Origin of the sequence: Alteromonas sp. 009811495 (assembly GCF_028865455.1) — a bacterium.
Taxonomy (GTDB): Bacteria; Pseudomonadota; Gammaproteobacteria; order Enterobacterales; family Alteromonadaceae; genus Alteromonas.
The window spans coordinates 3921371-3937283 of the sequence record NZ_CP113972.1; the positions used below are offsets into that span (position 1 = coordinate 3921371).

General features: G+C 45.8%; 14 protein-coding genes. 5 read left to right on the plus strand and 9 right to left on the minus strand.

Annotated features, from left to right (window positions below; all coding sequences use genetic code 11):
- Positions 1–36 precede the first annotated feature (36 nt).
- The 4 genes from OZ660_RS17620 (at position 37) to OZ660_RS17635 (ending at position 5072) form a co-directional block, all read left to right on the plus strand.
- On the plus strand, positions 37–2343 hold the full coding sequence (locus tag OZ660_RS17620; RefSeq protein WP_274741832.1) for a TonB-dependent receptor: 2307 nt from the start codon (positions 37–39) through the stop codon (positions 2341–2343).
- A gap of 28 nt (positions 2344–2371) precedes the next feature.
- Complete coding sequence (locus OZ660_RS17625) at positions 2372–3052, plus strand: Fe2+-dependent dioxygenase (RefSeq protein WP_274741833.1); 681 nt, start codon at positions 2372–2374, stop codon at positions 3050–3052.
- A gap of 137 nt (positions 3053–3189) precedes the next feature.
- Positions 3190–3843 (plus strand): methylamine utilization protein, encoded by a 654-nt coding sequence (locus tag OZ660_RS17630; RefSeq protein ID WP_202262679.1) that lies wholly within the window; start codon positions 3190–3192, stop codon positions 3841–3843.
- A gap of 23 nt (positions 3844–3866) precedes the next feature.
- Positions 3867–5072, plus strand: a complete 1206-nt coding sequence (locus OZ660_RS17635) for an outer membrane beta-barrel protein (RefSeq protein WP_274741834.1) — start codon at positions 3867–3869, stop codon at positions 5070–5072.
- Here the strand turns inward: OZ660_RS17635 and OZ660_RS17640 are convergent.
- The 4 genes from OZ660_RS17640 to OZ660_RS17655 form a co-directional block, all read right to left on the minus strand.
- On the minus strand, positions 5069–6235 hold the full coding sequence (locus tag OZ660_RS17640; RefSeq protein ID WP_274741835.1) for an energy transducer TonB: 1167 nt from the start codon (positions 6233–6235) through the stop codon (positions 5069–5071). The genes OZ660_RS17635 and OZ660_RS17640 overlap by 4 nt on opposite strands.
- Before the next feature lie 66 nt (positions 6236–6301).
- The gene (locus OZ660_RS17645; protein WP_159627627.1) at positions 6302–7384 is read right to left on the minus strand and encodes a CNNM domain-containing protein; all 1083 of its coding nucleotides are present in this window, start codon (positions 7382–7384) and stop codon (positions 6302–6304) included.
- A 122-nt stretch (positions 7385–7506) separates the two neighbouring features.
- Positions 7507–8643 (minus strand): SO_0444 family Cu/Zn efflux transporter, encoded by a 1137-nt coding sequence (locus OZ660_RS17650; RefSeq protein WP_274741836.1) that lies wholly within the window; start codon positions 8641–8643, stop codon positions 7507–7509.
- Between the two features lie 243 nt (positions 8644–8886).
- Positions 8887–10557 (minus strand): carbon starvation CstA family protein, encoded by a 1671-nt coding sequence (locus tag OZ660_RS17655; RefSeq protein ID WP_159627631.1) that lies wholly within the window; start codon positions 10555–10557, stop codon positions 8887–8889.
- A 93-nt stretch (positions 10558–10650) separates the two neighbouring features.
- Between OZ660_RS17655 and OZ660_RS17660 the strand changes: the two genes are divergently transcribed.
- The gene (locus tag OZ660_RS17660) at positions 10651–10788 is read left to right on the plus strand and encodes a hypothetical protein (protein WP_274741837.1); all 138 of its coding nucleotides are present in this window, start codon (positions 10651–10653) and stop codon (positions 10786–10788) included.
- Positions 10789–10805: 17 nt separating this feature from the next.
- Here OZ660_RS17660 and OZ660_RS17665 read toward each other — a convergent pair whose 3' ends face one another.
- From OZ660_RS17665 to OZ660_RS17685, 5 genes are all read right to left on the minus strand, one after another.
- Entirely contained in the window at positions 10806–12206 is a 1401-nt protein-coding gene (locus OZ660_RS17665; protein WP_274741838.1) for a flavodoxin domain-containing protein, read from the minus strand.
- Between the two features lie 39 nt (positions 12207–12245).
- Entirely contained in the window at positions 12246–13076 is an 831-nt protein-coding gene (locus tag OZ660_RS17670) for a DUF4198 domain-containing protein (RefSeq protein ID WP_274741839.1), read from the minus strand.
- 25 nt (positions 13077–13101) lie between these two features.
- A complete protein-coding gene (locus tag OZ660_RS17675) occupies positions 13102–13635 on the minus strand; it encodes a DUF2271 domain-containing protein (RefSeq protein ID WP_202262686.1) in 534 nt (177 codons plus the stop codon).
- A 104-nt stretch (positions 13636–13739) separates the two neighbouring features.
- Positions 13740–14342, minus strand: coding sequence for a PepSY-associated TM helix domain-containing protein (locus tag OZ660_RS17680; protein WP_274741840.1), 603 nt, complete (start codon positions 14340–14342; stop codon positions 13740–13742).
- Between the two features lie 165 nt (positions 14343–14507).
- Positions 14508–15899, minus strand: coding sequence for a tetratricopeptide repeat protein (locus OZ660_RS17685; RefSeq protein WP_274741841.1), 1392 nt, complete (start codon positions 15897–15899; stop codon positions 14508–14510).
- Positions 15900–15913: the final 14 nt, after the last annotated feature.

The window sequence follows — 15913 nt, forward strand, 5'->3', positions numbered from 1 at the left end:
CACTTCGTCGTCCTTACACACACTCAGGAAGACACAATGAAAAACAGAAAACTAACCATGGGAGCACAAACTATTGCTGCTGCTTTGGCGTTTGGCAATACGGCAGTATTTGCGCAAGAAACCACAGACAAGTGCACCGAGTCTACTGCGGCACAATGCGAAGCAACAACCGATGAGGCCATTGAGCTAATTCGTATTCACGGTGTTCAGCAGTCTATTTACCGTTACAACAAGTCTGGCGATCCTCGTCGATTGGCCGATCTTGTAGATACACCACAAACCATTAGCGTTCTTACCCAAGACCAAATCCAAGAAAGTGGAAGAACCGATTTAAAAGACATCTTACAAGCACAAGCGGGTGTAACCCTAGGTACAGGTGAGAATGGTAATGCTTTTGGTGACCGCTACATTATTCGTGGCCACGAGGCGCGTAGTGACGTGTTTGTAGATGGACTTCGCGACCCAGGTATGACTACTCGAGAGAGCTTTGCAACAGAGCGCGTTGAAATTACTAAAGGCCCAAGTTCAACCTTTGCAGGGCGCGGTTCATCAGGTGGCGCGGTAAACTCAATAACAAAGAAAGCTTCAACAGCGTACAACTTTGGGCGTGTCGATGCCGCAGTCGGTACAGACGAGCACACACGCCTAACCGTTGACTTGAATAAAACCCTCACAGAAACCAGTGCAGTACGCCTAAATGCGCTGACCTCTTCAGAAGACAAACCGGGCCGCGAGGGCATTGAGCGTGACCGCGACGGTATTCAGCTTTCATATGTAAATCAACCTACAGATCGTTTGTCATTTACGGGCGACATTTACTACCTAAACGCTGAAGACAAGCCAGATTTAGGCAGCTACTACGACCGTGATGCAGGCCATCCACTTGAAGATATTCCGGTATATGCACAAGACGAAGACTTCCTGAATTCAGAAGTCACTACGTTTACGCTGCGCACCGAATACGATATCAGTGATAATTTGCGTTTTTACAATGCGACGCGCTTTGGCAAAACGGAAAACGAATATATTACAACGGGAATGCGTGGTACTAATCGTGACGCAACCGATCCTGATGCGCCTGGTGCTTACACGTTATCTCTTAGCACCCACCAAGGCTGGCAGGATGTAGACTATGTGACCACCCAATTCAATTTATTCTGGGATACGCCGTTCTTAGGTGTTGACCACCGCTTGGTATTTGGCTTTGAGTACACCGACGAGTCGGTAGATAACGGCGTTTTCAGTGTACAAAATAACAACCCCACAAATTGCCTTGTAGGCGGGCGTCGCGGTGTTTCTGAAAGCTACTGTATTCTTGATGGCAATGGCGATGCCGTTGACAACATTGGCGGTCTAATGGGTAGAAGTTATACCCGTGGCGATGCCGATGCGCTTTACGATATTGAAACCTACTCCTTTTACGTAATGGATATGTTTGAGCTTACCGATAAGTTTGACGTATTCTTTGGTCTTCGCGCAGACAGCTACGACTATACCAATGCAACTTCAGGTCGTGGCGGCGATCAGCTTTATGCATTTGAAGATGATCTATACAACGGTCATATCGGTTTGGTATATGAACTTACTGAACACGGTAACCTTTACGCCTCATACAGCACAGCAACCAATATCAACGGTGGTGAATCAGATCTTGGTGCAAACTGTGGCTACGGCGGTCTTTGTGGAACGCCTGAGCAAGCAGCACAAGCCGACCCAGAGCAGGTAGAAAACCTTGAACTAGGTACCAAGTGGTCTTTATTCGATGAAAAGTTAGTCGCCAATGCTGCGCTATTTAGAATTACTAAAAGTGATGTACATGAAAGTGTGGGCGATTCGTACTCAACGCTTGGGACGCTTAATACCGGTGAAAACCGCGTTGAAGGTATTGAATTTGGATTAAGTGGCGATATTACTGATAAGCTTAGCATTCAAGCATCAGCTGCATTTATGGACTCTGAAATCCTTGAGTCTTACAACGAAGACAACATTGGTCTAGCACTGAGTAACTTTGCTGACGAAAGCTTCTATATTCAAATGCGCTACCAGCCAAGCGAGAAATTCGCGTTTGGTGGTGACTACAGTTATCAGTCAGAAATGTTTGGTGGTCAACCTGATACGGCGGCAGGCTTTAATGCTGAGACAGGCGAGTACTCAATTGTGGTTCCTGACTATGAAGTAGTGAACCTGTTTGCAAATTACTATTACTCTGAATCGCTGACTTTCCGCGTAAACGTTGGCAACCTGTTTGATAAAGAGTATTGGACTGCAGCGTATCGCTCGGGCTCGTTCATGTATATCGGTGATGGTAGAAATATCACTGGTACATTGAGCTACGAGTTTTAATTAACACAGCAACAAGAAGCGTTGAAAAATGATTGTTATTGAAAACCTATTGTCAGTTGATGAGGTCGCACAGTTTCGTGCAAACTTAGCTGAAGTGCCATTTAACGACGGTAAAGAAACCGCGATGGGTATGGCGGCAAGTGTCAAAAATAACGGTCAGGCAGACGCCCAACACCCGCGCGTTATGCAACTTGCTAATGTGCTTTTGGGCAAGCTCGGCAACCACCCAAAAGTGGTTGCTGGCGCGCTGCCTCAACGCATTTTTCCACCTTGCTTTAATCGCTACAGCGAAACGCAAACCTATGGCTACCATGTCGATGCAGCCATTATGCGCCTACCTAACTCAGCCGATGTTTTGCGCAGTGATATGTCAATGACGGTGTTTTTGTCGCACCTTGATGAATACGAAGGCGGTGAACTTGTTATCCAAACCGGATTTGGCGAACAGCGTATTCGTTGCGAGGCAGGCAGCGCCATTTTGTATCCCTCTTCTAGCCTACACAAAGTCACTCCTGTTACGAAAGGTGAGCGCATTGCAGCAATCACATGGATGCAAAGTATGGTCAGCGACCAGCAGATACGGGAAACGCTATTTCAACTTGACCAAAGTATTCAGTCGCTCATCAACGAGAGCAATGCGAATCGCGAGCAACTAGATAACCTTCATCACGTTTATCATAATCTTATCCGAAAGTTTTCTGTGGTGTAGCCAAGACAGTGAAATAAGCGCCCGTTCGCATTACATGAAATTATTCGTCGCCAGTTAAGGTCTTTTTATAGAATGTAGGTTAGTCTTAGGGTGTGTCTGTAAATGCACCTAATTCACTATTCTAATATGGCGATGAAATGAATAAGCGTTTAATAATAATTATTTTTAGCGTACTTGCTTGTTTTAGTAAGACTACAATAGCCAACGACAGTGCAGCGTTAACAATCAAACTCACTGACAGTGCATCGTTAGACGTTAATGATGGCGTGTTCATTTTTGAACCTCAGTTTCAAGTAGACGCGAAATATATTCCGAAACAGCCACCGGCTGTTATGAATCAAATTAACAAGCAGTTTGTGCCCCACGTGCTAGTGGTAAAAGCGGGTACCGATATATCTTTTCCCAATGCGGATAACCTATTTCATCACGTTTACTCGTTTTCTCCTGCCAAGCAGTTCGAACTAAAACTGTACAAAGAGTTTAATGCCGAGCCGCTTAGGTTTGACTCCGCGGGTGTTGTCGATATTGGCTGTAACATCCACGATTGGATGTTGGGCTATATTGTGGTTTCAGATTCCCCGTTTTTCGGTAAAACAGATGCGTCGGGGATGGTATCGGTACAACTTCCTAAAGGTGAATACCGTGTGCGTTTTTGGCATCCGTTAATTGATGGCGAAAAGGCACTTCCGGCTCAACGTCTTTCAATAACCGAAACAAGCACAGTGACATGGCAACTGAACCAATCTATTCCCGTTGACGACGGATTTGACTCAGGTTTTGGCGACTATTAATGCGTTTTAAGGCGAGATTTAACGTGATTAAGCTGGTTGCGGGAATTGTGTTTACAACGTATTCGGTGACAGCGTTTGCCAAAACAGACGTGCTGCTGCGCACTACCTTAAGCGCGCAAGACAATACCGCAAGCTTTCAGCAGCATGGTGTAAGCCACCAGCGATTTGACGGTGACGGCATACACCTGTCTCAAGCAATGCTTTCAACTGAACATCAATTGACGAATGACTGGTTTATTGCCGGTGTTCTGAACGCTTACAGCGATGGTGAGCGACGTGCAGGCATTTCACAATTGTATGCAAAGTATCGCCCCCTAAGTGCTTCCAGTATTAAACCAGAAGTGAAAATAGGCATGTTCTATCCGTCATTATCCGCTGAGAACACGGATAGTGGATGGCTTTCACCTCATTTTTTGACTAATTCTGCGATTAATAGCTGGATTGGCGAAGAGCTTCGCACTGGCGGCATTGAAGTAAGTCTTCGACAAAATGGCAGACAGGTGCGCAGTAACTGGTCGTGGAAAGTACTTGGCAGTATTTTTAAGGGCAATGATACTACGGGTACTTTACTGTCATGGCGCGGATTCGCATTGCATGATCGACAATCGTTGCTAAATGACCGTGTTAACTTTGCCCCAATCCCTTGGGTGGTCAATGACAGTGGACTTAATGCCCCCGCTTGGACAGATCCTTTTCGCGAGATTGATACTCGCTTTGGGTACTATGTAGGGGCGCATATTGCGCATAAGCGCAATGCCGAGCTGAAATACTACTACTACGATAATAATGCTGATCCAACGCAATTAGATCCAGATAGAATTTATGCGTGGCACACCCGCTTTCACTCACTCACGCTTCGTTATATGGCCAATCGCGATCTAACGCTGTTCTCACAATTTTTGTATGGCAACACACTGATGGGGAACAATATTGTTAACAACGATTTTGTTAGTGCTTATGCCGCTGTCGCTTATGCCTTTGAACAATTTACCTTCGCCGGACGCGCAGACTGGTATCAAGTGATTGATCGCGACGACACAATGTACGACCCGAACGACAGCAGTGGTTACGCATTGACACTAAGTGCCCGCTACGACCTGAGCGAACACATTACTGTTACTGGGGAATGGCAAACCAACAAAGGTAAGCAAGACAACCTGGCATTCTTTCAAAGTCAAACCACTTACACCGAAAATTTGCTTCAGGTTGCCTTAACATTAAAATTCTAGGAAGACGTCGACTGCGCGACTTCAATAAGGTTAAAGGCAGCGTTCTCTTGCCCTTCAACAAGTACCCTACACTGCCCCCAACTTTCCGGAATGTTCCAAATGTGATTTTCTGCTACGGTGAACCTTTCGCGGTGCGATTCACATCGTACTTCAACTGTGTCTAACTCACCTTCAATGCTGTCAAACGCGAATTGATTTCTAACAAGGGTGTGAAACCAATTTCCGCGTTCGTCGATGGTTACTTCAACTTGAATAGCGCTGTCTGAATCGATATGTTCGCGCACTTTAGCAATAAGCGGCGTAATTTCACTTAAACGCTCTTGTTGATTGTCCATCTCTTGAAGGCGCTCGTAGTATGTTTGCGCATCAGCATACAACCCTAACTTGCTGGCTAATATCACCATTCGTTGATGCACAAAAGCAATATGATTGTCACTAAACACACTGTGTTTGCCGTCAACGCTTCTATTGCTAGGCAGCATACGCGCGAAACTATTTAGCTCGCGCTGCCAATCTTCTAAACCACTGGCTATAAGCGCATCCATATTCCATAACCATGCATTTTCATAGCGATTTAGATTATCTTGATTGTGCAAGTCTTCAATAGCTGCGTTGGCTTCTGCGTATTTTCCTTGCTGGTATATAGCATCAACGTCTTTATACGCTCTAATAAAATCGCGCGTTGCACCGGGTTTTCCGCCCATCAAAAAATCAAATTGTACCGCTTGATGACATTGCTGAGTTGGTTTGCCATTTTTCATCGCAGGCTCAAAAGTCCAACGTTTAATAGCGTTTAGCGCTTTGCGCTTAAAGGCACGGTTACCACTAAAGTCATCGACGACAGGGTCTTGTACATGCCCTTCTTCGTCAATCACATAGCTCATTTTGACCCAACCTTCTTGGCCTCGCCTTGCAGCCTCTACTGGGTATTCAGGGTTTATGCGCTTAAGCGTTTTTGCAGGCTGAAATGCCGTTATACGCTTCACTTCATCATCTGATGTGTTCGCTTTAACTTTTTCTTCTAACTCATCGCACGGCACGCTTAATTCTTGTGCGCTAGCTAAACCCGAAAGCAGCAGGCTTGTGAATAGCAGTGAAGGGGCAAACAACCGACGACGAGGCGTGTTGTGTTTGTGTAACGAGTGAGGTGTATTTTCTTTCATGGCGTATTGTCCTTAATAAATACCGACAGGGTAGTCACTTACCCATCGTGAAATTATAGTGTTAATTTAACGCTTTTTACTCTGTTGTTCAAAAGATGCATCGGGTACGTTTTTAATCATCATTTGCTCTTTGCGTTTAGTCATCATTTTCGCTAAACGTCGCATACTCACTGTGGTGTCTTTCTCATCTACAATGTCTACACCCAGTAACCTTTCTAGCAAATCTTCTAAGGTTAAAACCCCTTCTAAACCACCATACTCATCCACCACCAATAACATATGAACATGCTTGTTGATGAAATGATCGAAAGTCACACTTAGCGGCATGGTATTAAGTACCGTTACCATGTCTTTCGCATATTCAGATAGCGGCTTGTCAGTATTGCCTCGCGCCTGGGCGACCAGTAAATCGGATCGCATGACAAAACCCGTTATGTTTTCTGAGTCGTTATCTTCATAAACAGGAATACGTGAAAACTCAATATTAGCGTGCTTGTGGAAAAAGGCTTCCACCGTTGTTGATTCTGACACTGAAAAAAGCGCTGTTCTGTGGGTAATTGCGTCTTTTACTTTCAGCTCATGCAAACTTAGTAAACTCTGTAAGAATGCTGCTTCGTGATTGGCCAATTGGCCTTCTTGACCCGACAACTCTGCCATTGCGTGTAGTTCGCTTCGGCTTAGGCCACGAAGTGGACTATCTTCTTTAAAGCTTCGGGTTAAAAGCTCTGACATTTTCACAAATGGTTTAAGTACCATCGACAGATACTTTAAGAAGTAAGCCGTTGCAGGCGCTAGCGAACGCCAGTATGTCGCCCCCAGCGTTTTCGGGATGATCTCAGAAAATACTAATATCAGTAAGGTAAGAACGGCTGAAATAACCCCTAAATAGGCTTCTCCGAACACCGCCGCCGCTTGTGCACCAGCGCCCGCCGCCCCCATGGTGTGGGCAATGGTGTTTAACGTTAAAATGGCTGAAAGTGGGGTATTGATGTTGTCAGTTTGTGCGCGTAACAGCGAACCACTTGGCTTCCCTTCTTTTTCTAACACCGAGATGTAAGCCGATGAAACACTAAGAATAACCGCTTCAGCAATTGAGCAAAGAAATGAAAAGCCCAATGCAATAAAAACGTACACAACAAGTAAAAACATGAATGGTTTCCGAACCCACTAAAAAGCGTGTTTTGTTAAAAAATGCAAAGAGCTATTATGAGTGACAGCACATAATATACAAGGGCACTGAGCAATAAAGTGTTACAAGAACTTGCAGCACATTACCCGCAACACGCTGATTGCGCATGTTTATGCTCTCGTGCTTGACGCCACTTTTTCCAGCCCAGTCGTAACATAAGTGCAGCCAGCACAATGGCACACACAGCATACAGGGCTTGCACATTTCCACCATGCTCGTGCAAGTGACTTTGTGTATTGATGAGGTGGGAAAGCGAAAACGCATTCACCATATAGTTCAAGCCATAGCCAAACCCGATACTGGCAGACATCACGCTAAAGAGATACAACATCAATGTGCGGCTGCCCATTTCTTGTTTGATCATGCCCATCGTCGATACGTTAGTAGCAGGTCCCGCCATTAAGAATACCAATACGGCACCAGGTGATAACCCTGCGGCCAAAAAGCCTACTGCTAACGGGGTTGATGCAGTGGCACAAATGTACATTGGAATACCAATAACGGCCATGACCACCATCGCGAGTAGGCCGTCTCCCCACTGCGTTAAGAAATCGGTAGGCACCCAAGTTTTAATTGCCGCCGCTAACCCTAACCCTATTAGTAACCATACAACAATATCTTCTAATAACTTGCCGCTTGCGAAACTCACCACGCGACTTAGTTTTGTTGAAACGCTCGGCGTGGGAGCCACCTGATGTTGGTGCCCCTTGTCACTTGCACAGCAACTTGTCGTCGGCTCTGGCGCTTTTGTGTGACTGGCGCAGCAGCTACTCTCAGTTGAGTGGCCTGTTGATACACCTTTTACTTCGCTGTCAAAGAGTCTGACCATGACACCAGCATAAATTGCACTTAAGACTGCCGTTATTGGTCTCATTATGGCGTAAAGCGGGCCGAGAAGCGCATATGACACCGACACGCTATCAACACCGGTTTCTGGTGTAGATACTAAAAAAGAGATGGTTGATGGCTTTGATGCGCCACTTCGGCGCAATCCAAGCGCTGCGGGAATAACACCACAAGAGCAAAGCGGGAGAGGAGCCCCTATAATCGCCGCTTTACTGATAGAGGAAAATGACTCATTGCCCATATGCTTTTCAAGGAATGACACTGGAACAAGTTCGTGCATAACGCCAGCCACAAGCAACCCCAAAAGAAGCCAGGGCGCCGACTCAATGAAAAGCGCCAAGAAGTTTTGACCTAACAAAAAAATCTCCGACATATTACCTCGTAGCGGCTAAATTAAGTGACATTACTTGTTCACTTGCCAGTGTTGATTTGATACTACCAGATTATACTCCATGCGAAAAACCCGCATACTTAAATTGCTAGCGTGAAGTCTCTTCTACTGACTGAACGACATAACCTTCATATAAAAAAGCCAGCGCAGATGCGCTGGCCGAATGTTGACTTACTCGAAATGATGTTCAAATAACGAGGCCAACCATGAAAACAGTAAAGCGGTTTATGCGTCTTTCTCTTTCTTGAGCTTTGATACAACTGAAAACGCTTCTAGCATGACCAACACAGACACAATTAATACCACTGCATCTAAAAAGACCAATAGATAGTTTTCAGCAAGGTAATACTCTTTTAACTTTATAAGCCCAGCGAAGAACGCCATGACTAACACAAACACCATTGGAATAAGGGTGTAACGCGCAGGGCGTCCAAGCTTGATCAGCATAACCGAGATAACAAGTAAGGTTAGACTTGCCAGTATTTGATTAGTCGAACCAAACAATGGCCAGATGATCATGCCGCCGCTACCAGATGAACCACCAGCGCCAAACGCAAGCAGCAAACAACATCCCACTGCAACTAACGTGGCAACGACGCCATTTTTCAACGCGCTTATTGAGTAGATATCACCCCACTCCTGAATGATGTAACGCTGAAGACGCACGCCAGAATCCATCGTCGTACCAGCAAAAAGCACGACCATTACAGCCAGTATGGTTGAAGAAAAATCAACCGGCAAGCCCCACCCTTGTTGAATTAAGTTGGCACCACCGGTAATAAACGCCCCTACACTACCAGCACCTAAATGACTGTAGACTTCATGCCATTCTTCAGGTGAAGCAGCAAAGGCTACGCCGCTCACTGCGACTATGGTAATAAGTGCCAAAGAACCTTCACCAATAGCACCCAAATAGCCAACAAAACGTGCATCGGTTTCTTTATCTAACTGCTTAGAGCTTGTCCCCGAGGAAACAATGCCGTGGAAGCCTGATACTGCGCCACATGCTATAGTTACAAAGAGTAACGGTATAATACTGGGTGTATCCACCGCCGTTTGCATATTAAATGCCGGCGCGGTGATATCAGGTAACGAGAAGAAAACCGCCCCATATAGCAAGAAGAGCCCAACTAACAGTTGCATACCGTTAATAAAGTCGCGTGGTTGTAGAAGCATCCATACTGGCAGCAATGATGCAATAGCGGCATAGACAAACAAAATGATGATCCAGTTTGCCTTATCGCCTAAACCAAATAGGGTTTCTGGTAGGCTTAATGGAATATAGCTGCCTGCGTATACCGATGCGTAAAGCACTACAATTCCTACAATACACAAAGGAATTAAACTGAAGTTGCGCTTTAACAACTGACCTATTACCAACGCCACAAGAATGGCGGTCCATGCTGGGAATACCGCGTTAGGTTGAGACACAAAGGAATTGGCAATAACCACACCAAACACCGCGTTTACCATTAGCAGTACAAGAAATACAACAATCATGAATAGGGCGCGAGAACGTTTGCCAATGACACTCTCAGATAGTGCGCCCATTGACTTTCCTTTATGACGGGCACTGGCCCAGAGCGCCCCCATATCATGCACACCAGCAAATAATATGGTGCCAAACACTACCCATAAGACTGCGGGCACCCACCCCCAATACACTGCAATAGCGGGACCCACAATAGGTGCAGCTCCGGCTACAGAGGTAAAATGGTGCCCCCACAATACCACCTTGTTGGTAGGTACATAATCAACGCCATCGCGCTCGGTGTGCGCTGGCGTTACAAAGCTATCATCCAATTTGAAAATGCGATTTGCGATAAATTTCGAATACACAAACCAACCGAACATCATTCCAATAATGCCCAGTATTACAATGGCAATAGACTGCATACTGTCGTCCTATTTGTTGTTTTTCTAAACACTACACCACTTTATAGTGCCTAAAGGTCTTACCTGCAAACTGCAAATACCTCAGTAACTTACATGGGAATCAGATTGATTCAAAAAAGAGAAACCACAGTAGGTGGTAGTGATAGCGACTCATGCTATGTAGTTGGCATCGACGCAGGTTACTTCGGTCGCGTATTTAAACATGTAAATAGCTTAGTCGGCAGGCATTAGACTAAAGTCTAACCCTATTAGTAGAGGTCGCGATGATAACGCTTGTGCTCAGCCAATGTCTTATGCCCGCTGTCACCTAAAATTGAACGAAGTGCGTCATCTACACCCTTGCCCATACCCTCGTAGCGTCCACATACATACACTTGCCCAGTCTGTCCTAAGAAGCTGCGTATATCACTGCTTTGCTGAAGTAGCAGTTGTTGAACGTATCCACTGCCATGAGTTGCCTGAGAAAAAATAGTGTGTTTACGTATTAAGCATGACGATAAATGAAAAGGTGACAATGTTTTATCAAGCACATCGTCAAATGTAGGATGGCGTTCGCCAAATAAAATCCACACAGGGCCCGCATCTTTGAGCAGAGCGCGCTTAGCAAGCTGTGCCCTTACCCCAGCCACACCGCTTCCAGCTCCAATCAGTAATAAGGGAGATTGGGTATCTGTGATGAAAGCATTGGCATGCTGTCTAATGTAGCCCTTGATGGGCTGCTCGTTTTGCAAAGTGTCAGTTAAAAAGCCTGAGCCAATACCAAGCTCACCTTCGTCTTTCACTAACTGCCTAACGACCAGCTTGATATTTTTTTCTTCCGGCACAGAGGCAATGGTATAGGTGCGAATGACTTTTGGTATCTGATGAGAAGATTGATGTTGAGACACGTTTGGAGCTGGCAGGTTAAGCCCAGCGTCTTCATTGTTTTGCTCGATAAGAACATCCAACACATCGCCCGCCTGCCAGTGGGCATTAGACAAGTGACTATTGTAGTCAAACGACAGCGCGCATAGCTTTTGCGATTGCGGTGAGTCGCCGTTTAATTGGTTTCGTTTGGTTAGGGTTAGCGTTATCGAAGGTTGTTGATAGTGAACGTCTCCCGATGTATTGAGTAAAGCAAGGTGTTCACCACTTCCTGCATCTAACTTTTGCACTGGCTGTGTAGCATTACCACCTAATTGCTTTATGCTGTCAAAAAGCGTATCTGCAAACTGACAAAATCGCGCATATTGACGATCGCCAACCCCTACAACCTCGAAATGAAGATGAGATAGTGTGGTAGAGCCCGTGGTAGCAGCCTGCGCAATAGCGCGATTGAATTTACGTCCCATGTCAGGAGGCTCGCCTTCGCCGTAGGTGCTAACCACAAAAATCACCTTCGATACTCGCTGAAGCGATTGCAACGACAACGACGCCATAGATATCACGGGTGCGGGTTCTGGCAGTTGTAGTTGCGCCGCTTTTACCCTTGCTATTTTCTCTGCTGTGCCTGTTTGGCTAGCATACACCACCAGCGTACTGTCGCTGGTGAGTGAATGTGCGAGTGTGCGGTCACTCACTTTCTTATGCTTGTAATAAAGCACTGCTACCCACAGTACGTAAAGCGTGGTCGCTAGGAAGGCCAACAGGTAGCGGTGCGTTTCTGTCATGGTGCTTCTTATATTTTGATTGCTAAAGCGCGTTAATTGTTACAGCGGCAGTACTTCTAGTGTGGCCGAATAGCTTGCGCTTCTTACTGAAGCTGGCGCTGAAGCCTTGTCATCTTCGTAGCTAATTTCGACGAAGTACATCCCGGCTTCTGGCCATGTAACAGTGAATTTCCCGCTGCTGTCTGATTTAACCGCGATAAGTTGTTGGTCGTTGCGATAACGCATGCCACCTCTAACAACTTCTATTTGTGCGCCAGCGGCAGGCTCGCCATCAATTAACAATGAGAATGTTGCGGTTTCTTGAGCGAACAAATCGTTGGGGTGAGTAACAGGAACAAGCTCTAATCCCACATTTGTTGGTGCAAATACCTTATTTGACGGTGCACCAAGCGTGACGAACGTTTCAACACGACGAGCACTTTGAATTACGCGAAGTTCACTTGCGTCTTTTGGCACTTCGGCGTCAAATTTAGTCGCGTCAAAAGGCTGCCCTCGACCTGGCCACATTTTTCTGTTGCCGTCTTCGTCTCGCCAAAATGCACGTAGTCCTGCGCTTGCCGATGCGAGTTTGTAAGTGCCTTCTTGGTCTAGTTTTACATCAAACGTTGTTCGGTATTTGCCTTTCGCCATATTGAGCGCTTCAACATTATTGCCTTGCGGGGACATTATCGTCAGGTTATTCATGCTCATGGCAACGTGGTCTGGGTGAAACAACGTATTAGAGATAGCACCGTCTACGGTTACATACGCTTCTTCTGAAGATAATACTGTGGAGCTTGGCAATAGCCATGCACGGTGAGCACTGGCCGAGAACGATAACGCAAGGGTTGCGGTAGCGAGGACTATGGCACGGTTAAACGTCGCTTTCATGTTGTTTCCTTATTTTGTATTTCGCTTAGTTGCTTTTTACGCTAAGTACCACAGTACCCACTTCAGATGAGCCAGACGCTTCAATGGGTAGCGCATTTTTAGACAGGGGAAGTGAGAAAGGTATAGATACAACTTCGCGACCACCAACCTCGCGCGATACCTCAACACGCAAGGTATAGTCACCTGCCGTCAAGCCATCAATAGCCTCATTTAACTGTTCATCAATGGAGTACTCACCTGGTCCTTTAGTTGCGCTGGTAAGCCCATCATATGGCAAATCTAAGCTTCTTCCGCCACGACGCCACCATTGGCGCAAATCTTTCAACCACTCTTTACCCTTGTGTTCGCGTTTATCTACGTCATACCACACCGCTACGTGCGTTGCTTTGCGCTTTGCATCTTCAATCCACACTGCCACATAAGGTTTGTGATACTCGGCTACATCGAGCTGTGGCAAACCAACATTTAATGTGGCTTCATCTTGTGCATTCACGGCATTAGAAGACACTGTCAACGCCAAGGCGCCAGCTACCATGGCCAAACTATGCAGAACTTTCATTAATACACTCCTAACTCTAGAAATTGTCGCCCTAGGCTAAAGCCTCGATGGTTATTAGGTAACGTGGCGAATAACATCATTTACAACGGCGTTTTACTGTTTCTCTAGTGAACAAAAAGCAGCAAAATAACAAATGGGATGAGCACGCCTAGCGCGGTAATCGGCCAGGTTGAAGCTCTGTGAGCAGAATGGCGCATGAGTAACAAAAGGCCGGTTACACTAAACACAACACACGCTAGCGCGAATGCATCGATAAACCAACGCCATGCCGTCGCGGTATTGCGACCTTTATGCAGATCATTAAAGTAGGCAATCCAGCCTCTATCCACGTTCTCATAAGTAATGATGCCAAGCTCAACATCAAGCGCTACCCAACTATCAGCACCAGGGCCAGGCCACGCAGCATAAAATTCGATCCCATCCCATTCACCCTGAAGTGAACGAGGAATAGCAACATCGTGCATACTCGCCATATGAGCCACCAATTGTTGAGGTATGGTTATCTCATCAGGTGCAAGGGCACGAAAAGCATCAACGACCTCTTGTGAGGCTTCAGCCTCTACCGCGTTAACAACTCTGTTTGCAGGTATGTCGGCTGCATGATTAAGCGTGATCCCAGTGAGCGCGAATAAGCACATGCCCACTAAGCACACTGCGCCGCTTATCCAGTGCCACTGTCGCACTGTGCCTATCGAAAAACTCTTCACTGACTTGTTTAACTCTTATTTACTTCTGCGTTTTATCGGGCTAGATGATACAGATTTTATGACAACAATCAATGCAAATGAGATTTATTATCATCTTTAACCTAATAGAAAAAGCCCTTTAAGTAATGGTGTAAACGGGTAGTCATGTTGATTAAAAATGTATGGCTACGCGGCGTGTTTGATGATTTTTTCTAAAGCCGTAATATTGTGTAGTAAGTCAGTTCGCGATGGATATTGACTATATACATCACGTAATAATGAAAGCGCCTCAACGTAGTCTTGCTGCTCTATGGCCATTTGCGCTCGCGCTAACATAGCGCGCTGTTTGGTTTCCTCAAGCGCCTGTGCGCGTATGTATAGCATTTTTGCGTGATCTAGCCGATGTTGCTTGCGATAAATTTGGGCTAACAACAATAACGCCTCGCCGTTGTCAGGAACGGCATCCAGTGCACTGCATAATCGCGTCAATGCTTGTTTATTTTGCCCCTTCGAGATCGCTAACTGCGCATGAAGCACATCAAATTGCGATTTGTGTTCTGTGCTTAATCTCTGCGTTTTATGACTTAAGTGCTCAAGTGATGTGGCTAAAAGCTGCCACTGCTGAGTGTTCACCAGATGCGTAGCAATATCTACATAAGCACTCACTCCTTCACCGGTTGTATCTTGAAGCAGAATATCACTGTGCTCGGCGAGTAAATGGGTGGCTCTTGTTGTACTACCAGCTTTAATATGAAGCTTGGCTAATGTCACTAGATTAGCTACTGTGTTATTCCCCAACGACAAGGCGGTTTCTAAGCTACCAATAGCTTTAGTCGTATTTCCCTGTTTTAGCGCTAATTGCGAGCGTTGAAGCCAAAGTTGCTTGTCTTCTGGCGACTGCGCCAGCATTTGTGTTAGCAAGCTTTCTGCTTGCGCCAAGCTGTTACTTTGAATAAGCGCGTAGAGTAGCCCCTGATACCACTGCTCGTTGTCTGGTTCTAACAAAAGCGCTTGTTGATAGCCGCTTATGGCGGTAACCGCTTTGCCCATTTGTAAGTTTGTGTAAGCAAGTTGACCAAACACCTGTGGGTCATTAATGCCCAGCTCAATACAGCGCGTAAGGTGATGACGGGCCTGAGGTAACGCGTCTTGCATCAAGTAGGCAAGACTCAATGCACGATGGGCAGAACCTAATTCAGGTTCTTCTTCAATTACGCTGCTTAGTACATCACGTGCTTTGTCATAGCGTTTGTTACTCAATAAAATTTGCCCATAAAGCTCTCTCAACTTTGCACTCATTGCCGATATATCTTGCTTATCGAATAAACGCAGCGCTTTATCAAACGCCTTTTGCTCAACTAATGGCATTACTTGCTTGGCAAATGTGCGCTCATCTGCGGTAATCGACATTGTAGAGGGGCTTGCTGGAAGGTGACCCACTACGAATTGCCAACTTGGGACATCAAGTTCTACATCTATCGCTGACGCTGCATAACCAAAACATGATGATGCGAAAAACACGACGTTCGAAAAGATGACCTTAAATAATTGACCCCGTATACCTATACCGTTCTTCATTATGGCAACAAACT

Excerpts from the sequence above, each read along its gene's own strand:
- OZ660_RS17620 (WP_274741832.1), top strand. The coding sequence starts at position 37 with ATGAAAAACAGAAAACTAACCATGGGAGCACAAACTATTGCTGCTGCT.
- OZ660_RS17625 (WP_274741833.1), top strand. The coding sequence starts at position 2,372 with ATGATTGTTATTGAAAACCTATTGTCAGTTGATGAGGTCGCACAGTTT.
- OZ660_RS17630 (WP_202262679.1), top strand. The coding sequence starts at position 3,190 with ATGAATAAGCGTTTAATAATAATTATTTTTAGCGTACTTGCTTGTTTT.
- OZ660_RS17640 (WP_274741835.1), bottom strand. The coding sequence starts at position 6,235 with ATGAAAGAAAATACACCTCACTCGTTACACAAACACAACACGCCTCGT.
- OZ660_RS17645 (WP_159627627.1), bottom strand. The coding sequence starts at position 7,384 with ATGTTTTTACTTGTTGTGTACGTTTTTATTGCATTGGGCTTTTCATTT.
- OZ660_RS17650 (WP_274741836.1), bottom strand. The coding sequence starts at position 8,643 with ATGTCGGAGATTTTTTTGTTAGGTCAAAACTTCTTGGCGCTTTTCATT.
- OZ660_RS17655 (WP_159627631.1), bottom strand. The coding sequence starts at position 10,557 with ATGCAGTCTATTGCCATTGTAATACTGGGCATTATTGGAATGATGTTC.
- OZ660_RS17660 (WP_274741837.1), top strand. The coding sequence starts at position 10,651 with ATGGGAATCAGATTGATTCAAAAAAGAGAAACCACAGTAGGTGGTAGT.
- OZ660_RS17665 (WP_274741838.1), bottom strand. The coding sequence starts at position 12,206 with ATGACAGAAACGCACCGCTACCTGTTGGCCTTCCTAGCGACCACGCTT.
- OZ660_RS17670 (WP_274741839.1), bottom strand. The coding sequence starts at position 13,076 with ATGAAAGCGACGTTTAACCGTGCCATAGTCCTCGCTACCGCAACCCTT.
- OZ660_RS17675 (WP_202262686.1), bottom strand. The coding sequence starts at position 13,635 with ATGAAAGTTCTGCATAGTTTGGCCATGGTAGCTGGCGCCTTGGCGTTG.
- OZ660_RS17685 (WP_274741841.1), bottom strand. The coding sequence starts at position 15,899 with ATGAAGAACGGTATAGGTATACGGGGTCAATTATTTAAGGTCATCTTT.